Annotated in this window: 16 protein-coding genes; 11 read left to right on the forward strand and 5 right to left on the reverse strand. The window is 43.6% G+C overall.

Features of this window, described 5'->3' with window-relative positions; all coding sequences use genetic code 11:
* Position 1 precedes the first annotated feature (1 nt).
* Genes tmk through HMPREF9065_RS03500 form a run of 4 tightly spaced genes read left to right on the forward strand, consistent with a single transcriptional unit; the run spans position 2 to position 2956 of the window.
* Positions 2-634: a dTMP kinase gene (gene tmk, locus HMPREF9065_RS03515; protein ID WP_021616372.1), complete on the forward strand. Its 633-nt coding sequence runs from the start codon at positions 2-4 to the stop codon at positions 632-634.
* Complete coding sequence (locus tag HMPREF9065_RS03510; RefSeq protein WP_021616373.1) at positions 631-1614, forward strand: DNA polymerase III subunit delta'; 984 nt, start codon at positions 631-633, stop codon at positions 1612-1614. Before tmk ends, HMPREF9065_RS03510 begins: the two co-directional genes overlap by 4 nt.
* A gap of 3 nt (positions 1615-1617) precedes the next feature.
* Entirely contained in the window at positions 1618-2400 is a 783-nt protein-coding gene (locus tag HMPREF9065_RS03505) for a TatD family hydrolase (RefSeq protein ID WP_021616374.1), read from the forward strand.
* Between the two features lie 31 nt (positions 2401-2431).
* A complete protein-coding gene (locus tag HMPREF9065_RS03500; RefSeq protein ID WP_021616375.1) occupies positions 2432-2956 on the forward strand; it encodes a DUF1523 family protein in 525 nt (174 codons plus the stop codon).
* A gap of 27 nt (positions 2957-2983) precedes the next feature.
* Here HMPREF9065_RS03500 and HMPREF9065_RS03495 read toward each other — a convergent pair whose 3' ends face one another.
* The 4 genes from HMPREF9065_RS03495 to udk are packed head-to-tail and all read right to left on the reverse strand — an operon-like array spanning position 2984 to position 6606.
* Entirely contained in the window at positions 2984-4162 is a 1179-nt protein-coding gene (locus HMPREF9065_RS03495; RefSeq protein WP_021616376.1) for a sugar transporter, read from the reverse strand.
* Positions 4162-5361: a hypothetical protein gene (locus tag HMPREF9065_RS03490; RefSeq protein ID WP_021616377.1), complete on the reverse strand. Its 1200-nt coding sequence runs from the start codon at positions 5359-5361 to the stop codon at positions 4162-4164. Before HMPREF9065_RS03490 ends, HMPREF9065_RS03495 begins: the two co-directional genes overlap by 1 nt.
* Entirely contained in the window at positions 5362-5946 is a 585-nt protein-coding gene (gene dcd, locus HMPREF9065_RS03485; RefSeq protein WP_021616378.1) for a dCTP deaminase, read from the reverse strand.
* A gap of 9 nt (positions 5947-5955) precedes the next feature.
* Positions 5956-6606: a uridine kinase gene (udk, locus tag HMPREF9065_RS03480; RefSeq protein WP_033002607.1), complete on the reverse strand. Its 651-nt coding sequence runs from the start codon at positions 6604-6606 to the stop codon at positions 5956-5958.
* 260 nt (positions 6607-6866) lie between these two features.
* Here udk and HMPREF9065_RS03475 point away from each other — a divergent pair, with 260 nt between their 5' ends.
* The 5 genes from HMPREF9065_RS03475 to HMPREF9065_RS03455 all read left to right on the forward strand — a co-directional run bounded on the left by HMPREF9065_RS03475 (position 6867) and on the right by HMPREF9065_RS03455 (position 14748).
* A complete protein-coding gene (locus HMPREF9065_RS03475) occupies positions 6867-7907 on the forward strand; it encodes an ABC transporter substrate-binding protein (protein ID WP_021616380.1) in 1041 nt (346 codons plus the stop codon).
* 156 nt (positions 7908-8063) lie between these two features.
* Positions 8064-9098, forward strand: a complete 1035-nt coding sequence (locus tag HMPREF9065_RS03470) for an ABC transporter substrate-binding protein (RefSeq protein ID WP_021616381.1) — start codon at positions 8064-8066, stop codon at positions 9096-9098.
* Positions 9099-9164: 66 nt separating this feature from the next.
* Entirely contained in the window at positions 9165-11222 is a 2058-nt protein-coding gene (locus tag HMPREF9065_RS03465; protein ID WP_021616382.1) for an ABC transporter permease, read from the forward strand.
* Between the two features lie 17 nt (positions 11223-11239).
* Positions 11240-12286, forward strand: coding sequence for a ferric ABC transporter ATP-binding protein (gene fbpC / locus HMPREF9065_RS03460; RefSeq protein WP_021616383.1), 1047 nt, complete (start codon positions 11240-11242; stop codon positions 12284-12286).
* A gap of 131 nt (positions 12287-12417) precedes the next feature.
* On the forward strand, positions 12418-14748 hold the full coding sequence (locus HMPREF9065_RS03455; RefSeq protein WP_021616384.1) for a hypothetical protein: 2331 nt from the start codon (positions 12418-12420) through the stop codon (positions 14746-14748).
* A gap of 89 nt (positions 14749-14837) precedes the next feature.
* Here HMPREF9065_RS03455 and rho read toward each other — a convergent pair whose 3' ends face one another.
* Entirely contained in the window at positions 14838-16100 is a 1263-nt protein-coding gene (rho, locus tag HMPREF9065_RS03450; RefSeq protein ID WP_021616385.1) for a transcription termination factor Rho, read from the reverse strand.
* Between the two features lie 286 nt (positions 16101-16386).
* Here rho and rhlB point away from each other — a divergent pair, with 286 nt between their 5' ends.
* On the forward strand, positions 16387-17643 hold the full coding sequence (rhlB, locus tag HMPREF9065_RS03445; RefSeq protein ID WP_033002628.1) for an ATP-dependent RNA helicase RhlB: 1257 nt from the start codon (positions 16387-16389) through the stop codon (positions 17641-17643).
* Positions 17644-17708: 65 nt separating this feature from the next.
* On the forward strand, positions 17709-18017 hold the full coding sequence (gene rsfS / locus HMPREF9065_RS03440; RefSeq protein ID WP_021616387.1) for a ribosome silencing factor: 309 nt from the start codon (positions 17709-17711) through the stop codon (positions 18015-18017).
* The last annotated feature ends 38 nt before the right edge of the window (positions 18018-18055 follow it).

Below are 18055 nucleotides of genomic sequence, written 5' to 3' on the forward strand. Positions count from 1 at the left end.
TATGGCAGGCAAATTTATCGTTATTGAAGGCTTGGAAGGAGCGGGCAAAAGTACCGCCCATCAATGTGTCGTGGATACCTTAAAGGAATTGGGTGTTAATGATGTCGTGTTCACCCGCGAACCCGGTGGCACGCCCTTAGCCGAAAAATTACGTCACCTCATTAAACACGAAACGGAAGAACCGGTGACAGACAAAGCCGAATTGTTGATGTTATATGCCGCCCGAATTCAATTAGTGAATAATGTCATTAAGCCCGCTCTCGCCCAAGGCAAATGGGTGGTGGGTGATCGCCATGATATGTCTTCCCAAGCGTATCAAGGTGGTGGTCGCCAGTTAGGAGCAGCTTTTTTAACGCATTTAAAACAAATCGTATTGGGCGATTTTGAGCCGGATTTGACCCTGTATTTAGACATTGATCCAGCCGTCGGTTTAGCCCGTGCCCGTGGACGTGGTGAGCTGGATCGTATCGAACAACAAGATCTGGATTTTTTCCACCGTACCCGTGCCCGTTATTTAGAACTGGTAAAAGACAATCCGAAAGCCGTGATGATCAATGCGGAACAATCCATTGAGCAAGTGCAGGCAGACATTAAAAGTGCGGTCAAAAATTGGTGGATTTCGCTATCAAAATGAGCCTTTTACTCCCTTGGCTGACGCCAACTTATCACAAAATCACACAGGCTTTTGATGAGGCTTTAGGGCACCACGCCCTGCTGATTCTCGCCGATGAAGGTCTTGGTGTAGAACAGCTTTGCTCCGCATTGGCAAAACGTCTGATGTGCTTAACACCCAAAGGAGCGGAGGCTTGTGGCGAATGCCATGCTTGCCATTTAATGCAAGCCAACAGCCACCCCGATTTCCAGCCCATCTCGCCTATTGAGAACAAAGACATCGGCGTGGATCAAATTCGTGCCATGAACGAACAAGCGACGCAGCATGCGCAGCAAAACGGCAATAAAGTCATTTATATCGAACAGGCGCATCGTCTGACGGAAGCCGCTGCCAATGCCATTTTAAAAACACTGGAAGAGCCGCGTCCAAATACCTATTTCATTTTGCAATGCGATATGCAAAAGGCGTTGTTGCCAACCATTTACAGTCGCTGCCAAGTGTGGAACCTCTTACCACCGGACACAGACACGGCATTACAGTGGTTGCAATCACAAACATCCGCCGAAACATCCGATATATTGACCGCACTTCGGGTGAATTATGGTCGACCACTTCTCGCGCTTGCCATGTTAGAGCAAAATTTACTGGCGCAACGACGGGAATTTTTACGCCAATTTTGGCTATTCTATCGCCGTTGTTCGCCTTTAGAATTACTGCCATTTTTTACTAAAGAACTTGTCTTGCAGCAGCTGGATTGGTTGTCAGCTTTTTTGAGTGATAGTTTAAAAAATAAACTGCATATTCATGAAGACTGGATTTGTCAGGATATTGAACAGGGCGTCATTCAATTTAGCCAAGGACTTTCTGCCCCGGCATTATTAAAAGCAACACAAATTATTAGCAAAGTGCGATCGGATTTATCAGCAAATTCGGCGTTGAATTTAGAATTGATTTTACTCGACGGGTTGACCCGTTTAATTACTGAAGTATTTGAAGGATAAAATATGTTTATTGTGGATTCCCATTGCCATTTGGATGCCTTGGATTACGAAACATTACATCAAAATATTGCCGATGTCGTGGCAAAGGCAAAAGCACGCGATGTGAAACATTTATTGGCAATTGGCGTGACCTTGAGCCGTTTTGAAAAAGTGTATCCGGAATTAGCAAAATTCGATAACGTCTCTTTAGCCTGTGGCGTACACCCGCTGGATTTTGAAGAAGAACCTTATGATGCCGCGCGCTTGTTACGCTTGGCGCAAGATCCGAAAGTCATCGCCATCGGCGAAATCGGCTTAGATTATTATTACAGTGCAGAAAACAAAGCCGCCCAACAAGCCGTGTTTGCTAGCCAAATTGACGTAGCCAATCAGCTCAATAAACCGGTCATCATTCACACACGCCAGGCGCGCGAAGACACGATTCGCCTGTTGCGCGACAATCAGGCAGAAAAGTGCGGTGGCGTTTTGCATTGTTTTACCGAAAACTATGAGATGGCAAAACAAGCATTAGACTTAGGTTTTTACATTTCCATTTCAGGGATTATCACCTTTAAAAATGCGGAAGAACTTCGGGATGTGGTGCGCAAACTGCCGTTAGATCGCCTGTTGGTAGAAACCGATTCGCCTTATTTGGCACCGGTGCCTTATCGCGGTAAACAAAATCAACCGGCGTACACTCGTGAAGTGTGTGAATATGTGGCGGCATTGAAAGGCGTTTCAGCCGAGGAAATGGCACAAATCACCACACAAAACTTCGAGCGTTTATTTAAAATTCAGGTACAATAATTAACCAACCTCATTTCAATAGGACAAAAAGATGAGAAAATTTTTAAAATATTTTTTTATTTCCGTCATTTTTATTTTTCATTTATGCATTGCTACGGCGATAAATTATTCGATGCCAAGCTATGATGTCACCAAAGTGACCGGCGTTGAGGTGAAACGGGTGGATAAAGACGGACCGATTACAAAAGCCAATCCGGCAGACGGCCCGACCCGCGATGTGTATTTTATCAATACGCAACATGAAAACGGCAAAGTGATGGTATATCGCAACGAAGATACCCGCTGGGGTTTTCCGTTCTATTTCAAATTCGGCTCAGCAAATTTACAGGCATTGGCGCAAGCCTTGGGTAATGAAGAAAAAACCGTGGAAATCAAATATTACGGCTGGCGTTTAACAATGTTTGATGAATTCCCGAATGCGTTATCCATAAAAGCAATGGCTGAGACAGATTCGCCCAGCCATCCGATTGTTTCTTATATTCTTTATGTTGTTTTGCTCTTTACGCTCTTTTTCGCGATTCAATTTATCCGTGGTTGGTTTGATAGCGAAAATTAATGTGTTCAGTGGCAAAACCGGCTTTTCCTAGGAACGCGTTTTGCCATAACGCAGATGGATATAGAGAAAGAACATTAGCCCGATCGTTGCAAAGGCGGCACCGGTAAACCCAATGCTGGATAAACCGAGGTGCTGCATAACTTGATTGCCAAGTAACGCACCGCCGCCGATACCAATATTGTAGAGTCCGGAATAAATTGCCATCGCCACATCTGTAGCATCCGGTGCCAGTTGTAGCACACGAACCTGCAAACTTAGACCAATCCCTGAAATACCGATTCCCCAGACAAATGCCAACAAATACATGGAAAATTCACTGTGGCTAAAAGGTAATAGCAAGGCTAAAGAAATGGCCAAAATCGCCATGGACGTTAAAAGGAATTTTGCCGGTGCTAAACGATGTAAGCGGTTGAAGAGCAGGCTGGCGGTAATGCCGGAAAGCCCAAAAATCAATAAAATTGCCGTGGCAACGCCATTACTCATTTCTCCAATGCGAACAATAAAAGGCTCAATATAACTGTAAGCGGTAAAATGCGCCGAAACGATCAGTATCGTTAACACGTAGAGCCCCACCAAAAGTGGGCGTTTAAATAACGAAGGCACACTGCTTAGCGAACCGGCATTGCGGCTGGCTAAGTGCGGTAGGAAACGATAGAGAAGTAGAAGAAGACAAAACGCCAGAAAAGCGATAATCCCAAAGGCTTCGCGCCAACCGAGATATTGTCCGATAATCCGTCCTATCGGCAAGCCGAGCACCATTGCTAATGCGCTGCCCATAGCTAACAGCCCGATGGCTTGTGCTTTTTTGTCTTTTGGCGCGACACGCACTGCAAGGGACGTGGTGATTGACCAGAAAATGGCGTGCGTAAAGGCAATGCCAATACGGGAAAGTAGCAATATCCAGAAATTCCACGCCAAAACTGACAAAATGTGGCTGGCAATAAAAATAATGAATAATTTGATTAACAGACTACGTCGTTCTAGCTTTGCCGTCATGAGCATAAAAGGTAAGGACATCAGCGACACAATCCACGCATAAATAGTAATCATCAGCCCGGTTTTTTCTACCGGAATCTGAAAACTTTGGGCTATGTCTGAAAGCAAGGCGACCGGTAAGAATTCTGTTGTGTTAAAAACAAAGGCGGCAAATGCCAACAAAATGACGCGAAAAAATTTTAAGCGTCGTACGATTTTTAAAGTGGCCACTATTCCCGCCCTAATTTACGTTTAAGAAGATCTTTAAGTTGATTGCGCAAGTTTTTATCAAATAACACTTCATATTGTGGGGAGTAGCAATTATTAAAGAAACGCAGGGGCAGAACAAATTCCGAATATTTTTCATTATTTGATCGAAGCGTTAAATTCACATCACATTGCATGGATTTTAAGTTTACCTGACCGCTTCCTTCCCCTGAAAGTGCGGTGGTTTTTAACAGGATTTTGTCAATCTTCAATTGATTCTCTTGAAGCATAGAACTCATAACAAATTTTTTATACGGCGTTTTGATCGCGTCTTTTTGTTTAACTTCGGCATTCTGCCAATTGATTGGTAAATATTGCCCGGCAAGTTCCAATAAATTCACGCCGGATAACTCGCCATCATGCGCACTAAAATAGAATTTACCGGCTTTTATTCGCGACTGAACGAACTCGGCGGTAATGTCAAAATCCGTGTTGCCGGTGAGCGTATTTGGGAAATTAAATAACGCCAATAAACGTTCGATAGGGTAATTTTTGCCTCGAAAACTGACCGCACTTTGATCGGGATCGCTCGTATAATCTAGGTGCGCGATACAAACGAGATCGCAATCCGAAATAATATCGGCAATAACATATTTAGTGTATTTGGATAAATCGACTTCCGCACGGAGAGTGCCTAGCGGTTGTTGGTTTAGCTCAGCGTCTTCAAACACCACCGCAAAGTCGTTTTCGGCGAATCGGGAGATTTCCCCTTTATTGAAACGAAAATGGAAGCGTTGTAGATCGCCATATAATGGCTTATCCCATTCAAGCGTCAAAGACTGAGGCCCATTGAATTGCACGCGATCTTGGCGAATATTATCCAGACTGAAATCGGAGAAATGTATTTGTATATTCGCTGCATTATGTGCCTTATCGGAAAAACGAATCTTTTGAATATCTAACTGCGCAAGTTGCACATTGCCGGAAATTAACGAGGAAAAATTCAATTTCCCAGTTAACTTCCCGATAGTCACTTGGTTGTGTTTAACCCCTTCAAAAGCCACATAGGGCTGCGGGAAAACGCCAATATGAAGATCTTGAACAACCGTTTTATATTGTGCCAATTTGGTACTGACCGTACTTTCCAGCTTATTCAGTTGAATGTAAAAAAGTGCTGAGATCGCCAACATCACGACCAATGTCATCAGGGCGATCTTTTTCATTTATTTATCCTCATCAATGCGACTGGCAACCGCATTTTGTTGATTTTTGTATTTAGCGTCTTTACGGCTGTTATACGGACGCGCCGCCGTGCCACTTAACACTTCAAAACTCAAGGCGCCAATCACCATATTTGGACGCAATGCCAACGGCAACTTACCGGAATTATAAAACTCCAACACAATTTTGCCTTCCCAACCCGGATCGATACGGTGTGCCGTCACATGCACCATTAACCCCAAACGCGCTAAAGAGGATCGTCCGTCCAACCAACCGATAATATTCGCCGGCAGTTTTACCGATTCTAAGGTGGTGGCAAGGGCAAGTACGCCGGGGTGTAAAAAGAAAGCTTCATCATCGGCGATAAGAATTTCATCGCTCATGACCGATTCTAACTGCGCGGAGACTTCTTCTTTCGGGCCGCTTAAATCAATGTAAGGGGCAGAATGTTCACGAAATACGCGAAAAGAATTACCTAAACGAACATCAATCGTCGCACCGTTAATTTTATCGTTAGACGGGCGCGGATTCAGCGAAATTAAGCCTTCATCCAGATAACGTTCAATGTCAGTATCACATAATCTCATGATCTGCTCCTATTTTTTGCTTAAAAGCTGCATGATTTGCGCCTTTAACATATTGATGGCAATGCGGTTTTTCCCTCCGCGAGGGATCACAATGTCAGCATGTTGTTTAGAGGGTTCGATAAATTGCAAGAACATCGGACGCACGGTAGCACGATATTGATCAATGACGGATTGAAGGGTGCGACCACGTTCTTCCATGTCGCGTTGTAAACGGCGAATAAAGCAAATATCTAACGGCGTATCCACAAAGACGGAAATGTCCGCCAACTGGCGTACACGCTCGTCTGTGAGTAATAAAATCCCCTCTAAAATCACAATACGTTTTGGCGTGAAATGGGTCACGTCATCAGTTCGGGTATGATCCACATAGCTATACACGGGAATATCGACGGCGTTGCCGGCTTTCAACGCTTTCAAATGGGCAATGAGCAAATCGCGGTCCATGGAGTTTGGGTGATCATAATTGGTTTTAACCCGTTCAGACATCTCTAAGTGGCTTTGATCTTTGTAATAACTATCTTCGGCAATAATGCCGATTTCTTCACAACCCAGTTCATGACAAAGTTCTTTATGTACTGTAGAGGCAATAGAACTTTTTCCTGAAGCCGATGCGCCGGCAATGGCGATAATAATACAAGATGCTGTTTGATTTTCTGACATACCCTTTCCTTTTCTCATAATGTGAATAAATTGGCGGAATTATAAAGAAAAAAGCATTTTTTTGACATAACTAGATTTCTCCCTTGGCTATTTTTCTATAATTCAGACGTAACGCAACAGATTCATGCAGAAAATTCTTCGTTTTGTGAGGCTTCTCACATTAATGGCGTGGGATTTTATGTAACATGCTCACCTAAAAAGCGCATACCGAGCGATATCGGCATGTTATTTTCATCTCATGGACAATAAAGAGGTACAACATGAAGTTAAAATCACTTTCTCTTGCAATTTCCACCGCACTTTTAGCTAGTGGTTTAATGGCAAACCAAGCGGCTGTGGCAAAAGGTCGCTTAGTCGTTTATTGCAGCGCCACCAATATTTTATGTGAAACCACCACCAAAGCGTTTGGTGAAAAATATGATGTTAAAACCTCCTTTATTCGTAACGGCTCAGGCAGCACTTTTGCCAAAGTAGAAGCGGAAAAAAATAACCCGCAAGCCGACGTGTGGTTCGGCGGTACATTCGACCCACAAGCGCAAGCGGCTGAATTAGGCTTAATCGAACCTTACAAATCTAAACACATTGATGAAATCGTAGAACGTTTCCGCGATCCGGCAAAAACCAAAGGTCACTATGTTTCTGCTATTTACATGGGGATCTTAGGTTTCGGCGTGAACACAGAACGTCTGGAAAAATTAGGCATCAAAGAAGTGCCAAAATGCTGGAAAGACCTAACGGATCCACGTTTGAAAGGGGAAGTACAAATTGCAGACCCACAAAGTGCCGGTACAGCCTATACGGCGCTTGCCACATTCGTACAACTTTGGGGTGAAGACAAAGCCTTTGATTTCTTAAAAGCTTTACATCCAAACGTTTCCCAATACACCAAATCCGGTGTCACCCCATCCCGTAACGCCGCTCGCGGTGAAGCAGCCGTGGGTATCGGTTTCTTACACGATTACGCCCTTGAAAAACGTAATGGCGCACCATTGGAACTCGTAGTGCCATGTGAAGGTACGGGCTATGAATTAGGTGGCGTGAGCATCTTAAAAGGCGCACGTAATATCGACAATGCAAAATTATTCGTAGATTGGGCGTTATCTAAAGAAGGTCAAGAATTGGCATGGAAACAAGGTGAATCCTTACAAATCTTAACCAACACAACAGCAGAACAATCCCCAACGGCGTTTGATCCAAATAAATTGAATCTCATCAATTATGACTTTGAAAAATACGGCGCCGCCGAACAACGCAAAGCCTTAATTGAAAAATGGGTTCAAGAGGTTAAATTAGCGAAATAAGCACGCTAAAGTGCGGTCGAAAATTCTCGTATTTTTCTCACCGCACTTTTCTTATATTGATGGCTCGTGTCTTACGGCGCGAGCCTATCACCATTATTAGGACGCACATCAACAAAAGTGCGTTACCTCGCGCATCAAAAACACAGGAGTGTTCAAATGAAACTCTCAAAAATTGCGTTAGCGCTTTCAGGCGTTGTACTCGGTGGGATGTTATTAAGTGGCAATGCTGCGGCAAAAGGTCGCTTAGTCATTTATTGCAGCGCACAAAATACTATGTGCGAGCAAGAAGCCATGGCATTCGAGAAAAAATATGATGTAAAAACCAGTTTTATTCGTGGCGGCACAGGCACTATCTTAGCCAAAATCGATGCGGAAAAAGATAACCCTCAAGGCGACGTTTGGTATGGTGGCACCATGGATCCGCATTCCCAAGCGGGTGAAATGGGCTTGTTAGAGCCTTATAAATCACCAAATCTGCCACAAATTGTAGAGCAGTTCCGTGATCCGGCTAAAATGAAAGGCAACTATTCCTCAGCTATCTATCTTGGTGTATTAGGTTTTGGTGTGAACCCTGAACGTTTACAAAAACTCAATTTGCCAATACCAAAATGCTGGAAAGATTTAGCTGATCCAATGTATCGCAATGAAATTCAAGCGGCGGATCCGCAAAGCTCAGGAACCGGCTATACGCAATTAGCCACCTATATCCAACTTTGGGGTGAAGATGAAGCCTTCAACTACTTGAAAGCGTTAAACAAAAACGTGTCGCAATATACCAAATCCGGTAATACAGCCACCCGTAACACGGCGCGTGGTGAAACCGCAATCGGTATCGGCTTTTTACACGAATATTCCTTAGAAAAAGCCAAAGGAGCACCGGTTGAATTAGTGGTACCTTGCGAAGGTACAGGCTATGAAATTGGTGGAGTCAGCGTAATTAAGGGCGCACGCAATCCTGAAAATGCGAAACTTTTCGTGGATTGGGCGCTATCGAAAGAAGCGCAAGAATTAACATGGCAAAAAGGCGAAGCCTATTCCATTTTAACCAATACCACAGCGCAACAATCCCCTTATGCGTTGGATTTTAAATCGATTAACCTGATTAACTATGATTTTGACAAATACGGTGCCACTGACTTGCGCAAACGTTTAATCACGAAATGGGTTGATGATGTTAAACTAGCCAAATAAATTGTTGTTAAATAAAGAAGCAATGTCTATTGCATTGCTTCTCTATTTCTTCTTATGCGAGGTTGTATGAACGCAAATAAACTACCAATCACACATTCTGCGAATTTTTGGATAATTTTGTCCATTGTTGCATTTCTTGTTCTCCCTTCCCACGCCTTAGATTACGGCTTGTTTGACAGCACCGCCGATGAATTCTTCGATGCCATGGGTTGGTCATCTTTTAACATTACCGCTTTTTGGTTCTTGCCAGTGATTTTGTACGGTTTATTGCCGTGGCTAAAATTACCAACCAATACACAAGCCAAAGCGGAACTTTACTTATTAGTACTGGCGACATTATTTACCTTTATCAGCGCCAGCGTGCTGAAAATCAGCATGGGTTATTCGGTGATCGTTTTACTCATCGCTTTCACCGCACTTGCTACGCTCTCTTTGGCGAAGTTAAAGATTATGCAAGGCGACAAATTTATTATTGCCTCCTTGCTGTGCATTGTGTTGCTGATTTTCTTCTTTATCGTTTATCCGACATTGGCGATTTTTGTTTCCATGTTCTACGACGGGGACACCTTTGCACCACAACAAGTGATGCGTATTTTGACGCAAAGCTACATTGTGCGCGTCATCAGTAACTCCTTGTTCTTATCCGGCTTCGTGGGTATCGTTTCTACGGTATTCGGTTTAGCATTTGCTCTTTACACGACCCGTATTGCGCGCCGAACAGCCTTTATCGGAAAAATCTTCTCTATTTTACCGATTGTTACACCACCTTTTGTGGTCGGGTTAGGGGTAACTTTAATGCTTGGTCGCTCCGGTTATGTGACCGAGTTTTTATCAAGCAATTTCGGCTTCACCAATCACAACTGGTTATACGGTTTTAACGGTATCGCTATTGCGCAGATTTTGGCATTCGCGCCAATTTCCTTCATGATTTTAGACGGCGCATTAAAATCCGTGCATCCGTCCATTGAAGAAGCGTCTTATACGTTGCGTGCTAACCGTTATCAAACCTTCTATAACATCATTTTCCCGTTACTGCGCCCTGCCTTGGCGAACTCGTTCCTCATCGTGTTCATCCAATCGCTCGCAGACTTTAGTAACCCGTTGGTGTTGGGGGGTAGCTTCGACGTTATTGCAACGCAAATTTACTTCTACATTGCCGGTTCACAATTAGATTACGCCTCCGCCAGTACCCTTGGCTCCATGTTGTTAATCTTCTCCTTGGCGATTTTTATCATTCAATATTTATGGATTGGTAACCGCTCTTATGTGACCGTATCCGGTAAATCTTATCGCGGCGATGTACAAGAACTCCCTGCCGGCTTGAAATACACGATTATTTTCATGCTCGGCGCTTGGGTCATCTTCAATCTTGCTTTATATGGCAGTATTTTCTACGGAAGCTTCACCGTTAACTGGGGTGTGGACTATACCTTAACCTTGAAGAACTACGCTATGTTGTTCGGACAAGGATTAAGTGACGGCGCGTGGCCTTCCTTAATTAATACCTTAATTTACGCTGGTATCGCGGCACCACTTACCGCCATTTTTGGTTTGTTAATTGCCTATATCGTGGTGCGTAAAGACTTCCAAGGGAAAAAATCTCTCGAATTCTTAACCATGCTTTGTTTTGCCGTACCTGGCACCGTGGCGGGGGTCTCTTACATTCTTGCCTTTAACAATGCGCCAATGTACATCACCGGCACCAGTATTATCGTGGTGATTTCCATGGTGATGCGTGACTTGCCAATCGGTATGCGTGCGGCGATTGCAGGCTTGGGACAACTCGATAAATCCCTAGACGAAGCCTCCCTTTCTCTGAAAGGTAGCTCATGGAAAACCCTGTGGTATATCGTGTTGCCATTATTAAAACCGGCCTTGCTTTCTGCGCTTGTCACCAGTTTCGTGCGTGCCATGACGACAGTGAGTGCAATCATCTTCTTGGTAACTGCGGATACCCGCGTGGCAACCGCATACATCCTAAACCGTGTCGAAGACGGTGAGTATGGGATTGCCATTGCATACGGTTCTATCTTAATCGTAGTGATGATGGCGATTATTTTATTCTTCGACTGGATTGTTGGTGACACCCGCATTTCCCGTTCCAAAGCGAAAAAAATGAATTAAGTTGTAGGTAAAAAAATATGAGTAATGATTTCTTAGTATTAAAAAATGTCACGAAAGCCTTTGGCAAATCTGTGGTAATTGATGATTTGGATTTAACCATTAAACGCGGCACCATGGTGACGTTGCTTGGGCCATCCGGTTGCGGTAAAACAACTATTTTGCGTTTGGTTGCCGGTCTTGAAAACCCAACTTCCGGACAAATTTTCATTGACGGTGAAGACGTAACCAAATCGTCCATTCAAAACCGCGATATTTGTATCGTGTTCCAATCCTACGCGTTATTCCCGCACATGAGTATCGGTGACAACGTCGGTTACGGCTTACGCATGCAAAACGTGGGCAAGGAAGAGCGTAAACAGCGCGTTAAAGAAGCCTTGGAATTGGTGGATTTGGCCGGATTTGAAGATCGTTATGTGGACCAAATCTCCGGTGGTCAACAACAACGTGTGGCGCTTGCTCGTGCGCTTGTTCTCAAGCCGAAAGTGTTACTGTTCGATGAACCCTTAAGTAACCTCGATGCTAACTTACGTCGCGCAATGCGGGAAAAAATCCGTGAATTACAACAAAGCCTTGGCATCACCTCTTTATACGTTACCCATGACCAAACGGAAGCCTTTGCAGTATCCGATGAAGTCATCGTGATGAATAAAGGCAAAATCATGCAAAAAGCACCGGCGAAAGATCTGTATCAACGCCCGAACTCCTTATTCCTGGCTAACTTCATGGGCGAATCCAGTATTTTCCCGGCGAAATTGCAAGGAAATACCGTTAACATTCATGGCTATGAACTTGCCCTAAATAATGCTGCCCAATTCAATTTACTGGACGGTGATTGTTTGGCAGGCGTTCGCCCGGAAGCCGTTTATTTCCATGAAACCGGCACAGAAGCGCAACGTTGCACAATTAAAAGTGCGGTGTATATGGGTAACCATTGGGAAGTTGTGGCGTTATGGCATGGTCAAGATTTGTTGATTAACTGCCGCCCGGAACAGTTCAACCCGGCATCGCAAGAAGCCTATGTACATCTTTCCGAGCAAGGTATTTTCTTGTTAAAAAATCAGTAAAAATTAAAAATAATTGAAATTTTAACCGCACTTTGTATTCAAAAGAGTAAAGTGCGGTTATTATTTACGGCACTTTTAAATTTGACGTGATCAATTCGTCTAAACGTTTTTCATCTAAGTTTGAGAATAACATGAGTAAAAAAAGAAAAGTTACTTTAACCCTTGCTGCCATCCTTGTTGCACTGGGTGGGGGCGCGCAGTTTTATACCAACCAGCAAGTGGATCGGGTTTTGCAAAAATTCCCTTATTCTTTAGATAATCAGCTCAGCCTTCATGTCATCGAAACGGGAAATCATTTTTTTAGTCGAGACCTCACATTTAGTTTGGAAAATAGTGAGGGTAAGCGCACAGAGGTGATTTCAACCAAACTGACGGCGTTGCCTTTTTTTATTACGGCAGAATCTCAGCTTTCCGAACAGTTGGTGCGTCAATTAAATAAAAAGCTTAATATCACGCTTGATAAAAACACCATTAACAGCAAATTTTCTCCGGTAGGCGATTATTTGCAATCGGATCTTGTTACTGAATTTCGTGATTTTACGAACAAAACGCAAACCCTTTCTGTGCTATTTAACTTTGATCCAAGTAGCAAAAATATCAAAGTGAAATCTACGCTGAGCGGATTTAATTATGATAAAAACAGCAAATTAGAACAGCTGCAAGGGCACGCACAATTACAGCGGGTCGATGATAATGAATATGCTATTCGGCTATTAGAACTGAATGCCAAGCAAGTTGAGGTGGATTTCTTAAATGGTGAAAACACGAAAATTCAGTTAAAAAACGCCGCTTATCGTCTTGATGTCAAACCGCATCCCGAGATACAGCAACGAGATTTATTGACACAATTTAATAGTGAAACTTTCCAAATTACCGATAAAGCGCATAAGGCAGAGGAAAATCCAACGATTGTGCGTGGCTTATCACTGAACCTTGAGCAACAAGGCGTGCAAAGTGCGGTGGATTTTGCCAGTGAATTTAACGCATTGAACAAGCAGCCGAGTGTTAAAAATGCCATGAATTTTGTCATTGGTGTGCTGACCCATAATGACCGTTTTAACGGTTCGCTGTCGGTAAAATCCATTGACGTGCCGAAAGATCAGCAGCCTTATTTTTCTTTAAAGGACACTGCATTCCAGCTTGAATTAAATAATACAGACCTTGCCAAAGCCGGTATTACATTGCAATTAAAGGCCGCCGATGTCAAACAAACACCGGCAGAACCAACGAAACAATGGCAACTTAGCGGCGCGGATATTCGCTATCAACTGGATGACTATCCGTTACAAAATGAATTAGCGTTTATTCCGTTTTATTTAGAAGCGCTGGCGACCAAAACACCACCGAAAGAAATGAGTCAAGCATTATCCGCCTTGAGAGATCAATGGGTGAAGTCCATGGAAGATAAGGCACATTGGGAGATGACGCTGAAGGCTTTTCGCTATGGTGATGTAGCGTTGGAGGCGTTGGCGGTAAACGGTGATGCGAAGGTGGAAAATCAACGTTATTACGGGACATCGCACCTTTCATTGAAAACGTTAGCCTTGCCTGATTTGCAAGTGCAACTTGAAGGATTGCAGATAAATATGCCGATGGTGCTAAACAATTACCCTCAGTTAGCAATAACGCAATTCTGTATGGGAATGCATAGTCTCTTGTGTACTGCGTATTTTCCACCGGAAAGCTATAAGAAAATGTTCGATGATCTCTGGACTACGCTGGATCTGTCAACAGAGGGCACAACGGTAGCATTGAATCTCAATACCTATCCGACAACCAAAGCTTATCCTGTGAACCTTGCTCTTAAAGGGGCGGCATCTGTGCCACAAGAGAGTAAAAAGTCTGCTGGGTTGTTTAAGCAAAATCTTAAGGGAAAAATGACGTTTTCATTTGATAAGGCGCTACTAGATGATACACAGGAAGCCGCTTCAAAAATCAAAAAGGATTCGATGTTTTGGCAATCATGGCAGACGGAACTTAAACCTGAAGGTAAGCTGATCCCCCTTTTCACTGAGCAAGATGGAAAATATGTCATGACCTTGGAAAAGGATAAGGATAAGGAATGGCTTGTGAATGGTAAAACGTTAGAGGCGATTCGTCAGGAACGTCTTGCTCAGGCGGAAGCCGAACGGAAAGCCGCGGCTGAACAGGAAGCGCTTGAACAAGAAATGCTTCAGAAAGCCGAACAACATGAAACTAAAACGCCAGCGGTGTTAGAAGAGTCGAACAAAGCGGATGAAACGGCTAATCCTCCTGCGGTAGCAACAGAGGCAACGAAAGATGCGACTGCACCACAGGACTCCGGTAAACCGGAGGTAAAGGAACATTCCACGAATGAAAGTGCGGTTCAAGAAAATCCTGTTAAAGAGGATGTCGTTCAAAAATCAGAAAGCGTTGAAACCCATAAGGGAAAGGACATCAACAAGGAAAAAGCCGAAAAATCGGCGACAACGTTCCATTAAAAGAGACACTAAAAAAGGGCTTGATTCATATCAAGCCCTTTGTTTATCTCATATACGGAATAGGTATATTTAGCCCATCCAACGATTCATTATGAACGTTTCATAATTTCAAAGAAGGCTTCGTTGGTTTTTGCCACAGCGAGTTTGTCGATAAGGAATTCCATCGCTTCCACTTCGCCCATTGGGTTAAGGATTTTGCGGAGGATCCACATTTTTTGCAACTCGTCAGGGGTAGTGAGCAAGTCTTCTTTACGGGTACCTGAACGGTTAAAGTCGATAGCCGGGAACACACGTTTTTCCGCGATTTTACGGGAAAGATGTAATTCCATGTTACCGGTACCTTTAAATTCTTCGAAGATGACTTCATCCATTTTGGAGCCGGTATCTACTAATGCGGTGGCGATGATCGTCAAGCTGCCGCCTTCTTCTACGTTACGCGCGGCCCCGAAGAAACGTTTTGGACGGTGTAATGCGTTGGCGTCCACACCACCGGATAAAATCTTACCGGATGCCGGGGTCACGGTGTTATAAGCGCGTGCTAAACGGGTGATGGAGTCGAGTAAAATCACCACATCTTTTTTGTGTTCTACAGAACGTTTGGCTTTTTCAATCACCATTTCAGCCACTTGAACGTGACGGGTTGCCGGTTCATCGAAAGTAGAGGCAATCACTTCGCCTTTGACGGAGCGTTGCATTTCCGTAACTTCTTCCGGGCGTTCATCGATCAGTAACACGATAAGTTCTACATCAGGGTAGTTGTGGGTAATGCTTTGCGCAATATTTTGCAACAACATGGTTTTACCCGCTTTCGGTGGCGCGACGATCAAACCACGTTGACCTTTCCCGATAGGGGCGGCTAAATCTAAAATTCGGGCGGTTAAATCTTCGGTAGAACCGTTGCCACGTTCCATTCTTAAACGGGAATTGGCATGTAATGGCGTTAAGTTTTCGAAAAGGATTTTGCTGCGGGAGACTTCCGGTTTGTCGTCATTGACTTGGTCAACTTTAAGGAGGGCAAAGTAGCGTTCGCCTTCTTTTGGCGGTCGAATTTTCCCTTCGATTTTATCCCCGGTTTGCAAATTAAAACGACGAATTTGGCTTGGGCTGACGTAAATATCATCGGGACCGGCTAAATAGGAACTGTCTGCTGAACGTAGGAAACCGAAACCGTCCGGCAAAATTTCTAAAACGCCACCACCGAAAATATCTTCTCCGCCTTTCGCGTGTTGTTTCAAAATGGCAAAAACAATGTCTTGTTTGCGTAAACGGGCTAAGTTTTCTAAACCCATTTGTCCTTCGCCAAGTCTCACAAGATCGGAAACCGGCATATTTTTAAGTTCTGTAAGATGCATAGTTAATTTGAGAGTTGTTTAGATTTGATATTTAGATATAAATGAATGGGATGTTTGAAATTGGTGCGTAAATTAGCATTAAATTACTAGCCTGTCTAGTTTTAAACGGTCTTTTTCCAATTTTATTGAGCGGAGAAAAATCGAAAGTGCGGTTCTTTTTAGCGGTATTTTTTGAGGAATATTTCGTATTTCATAGTAGCCATTAAATTAATTGTGCCGAATTTTTGGGGATTTTTCCCGTTCATGCTATGCTTAGCGCCAATTTTTTATGATTGAATTGATGATTATGCAAGAGAATTATTTAAGTTCGGCACGTTTTGCCGATTTACCGTTGCATCCTTTGGTACTGCAAGCATTAACGATGAATGGGTTTGAATTTTGTACGCCAATTCAGGCGTTATCCTTGCCGGTAACATTGCAAGGAAAAGATGTCGCAGGGCAAGCCCAAACCGGCACAGGAAAAACCATCGCATTTTTGACCGCACTTTTTCACCATTTATTAACTCACCCAACCGAGACGGCTAAGAATCAGCCGCGTGCGTTGATTTTGGCACCGACCCGTGAATTGGCGGTGCAAATTGAACATGATGCGCAGATTTTCTTAAAAACAACGAAATTTAAGACCGCACTTGCTTATGGTGGGGATGGCTATGACAAGCAATTAAAAGCCATTGAAAACGGTGTGGATGTGCTTATTGGCACGACCGGGCGGGTAATTGATTATGTGAAACAAGGCATTATCCGTTTGGATTCCATTCAAGTAGTGGTGCTAGATGAAGCGGATCGAATGTTTGATTTGGGATTTATTCGCGATATTCGTTATTTATTGCGCAAATGCCCGTCTCCACAACAACGTCTGACCATGCTGTTTTCCGCGACACTTTCTTACAAAGTGCGTGAACTTGCCTTTGAAGATATGAATGATCCGGAATACGTGGAAATTACGCCGGAGCAGAAAACCGGACAACAAATTAAAGAAGAACTGTTTTATCCATCTAATCAAGACAAAATCCCGTTGTTGTTGACCTTATTAGAAGAAGAATGGCCGGAACGCTGCATTATCTTCGCTAATACAAAACATCAATGTGAGGAAATCTGGGGCTATTTAGCAGCGGACGGACACCGTGTTGGTTTGTTGACCGGCGATGTGGTGCAGAAAAAACGCCTTTCTTTGTTAAAACAATTTACTGACGGCGAGTTGGATATTTTAGTGGCGACTGATGTGGCAGCGCGTGGCTTGCACATTGCAGAGGTCACCCATGTTTTTAACTATGACTTGCCGGATGATCGGGAAGATTATGTGCATCGAATTGGGCGTACCGGCCGCGCAGGCGAAAGCGGGATTTCCATTAGCTTTGCATGTGAACAATACGCCATGAATCTCCCGGCGATTGAGGAATACATTGGGCACAGTATTCCGGTAAGTCAATATGATCCGAATGCATTGTTGCAGGATATTCCGAAGCCTTATCGGTTAAAACGGGAAGGTAATTTCAGTGAGCAGAATAATCAGCGTCGTAAACCGTTTCGCGCGAAACGCTAGTCAAAGGATTGGCGTTGATTTTATTCAATGCTAAAATTCGCCGTTTTTTGAATTGAGGAGAAAATATGTCGTTAGTCGAGTTTGTGGTGAATAAATTAGAGGATTTAAAAGCCACCGACATTTTACCGTTAAACGTAAAAGGGAAGTCATCCATCACCGATACCATGATTTTATGCACCGGCACCTCTTCCCGTCATGTGTCTTCCTTGGCGCAGAAATTAATCACTGAATGTAAACTTGCCGGCATCGATGTATTTGGTGATGAAGGCAAAGAAACGGCTGATTGGGTCGTTGTGGATTTAGGTGAAGCCATTGTACATATCATGCAGGCGGAAAGCCGTGAGATGTATCAATTAGAAAAACTTTGGGCATAAGGCATATTAAAACATATAAAGTGCGGTCGTTTTTTGCG

Source organism: Aggregatibacter sp. oral taxon 458 str. W10330, assembly GCF_000466335.1.
Lineage (GTDB): Bacteria > Pseudomonadota > Gammaproteobacteria > Enterobacterales > Pasteurellaceae > Aggregatibacter.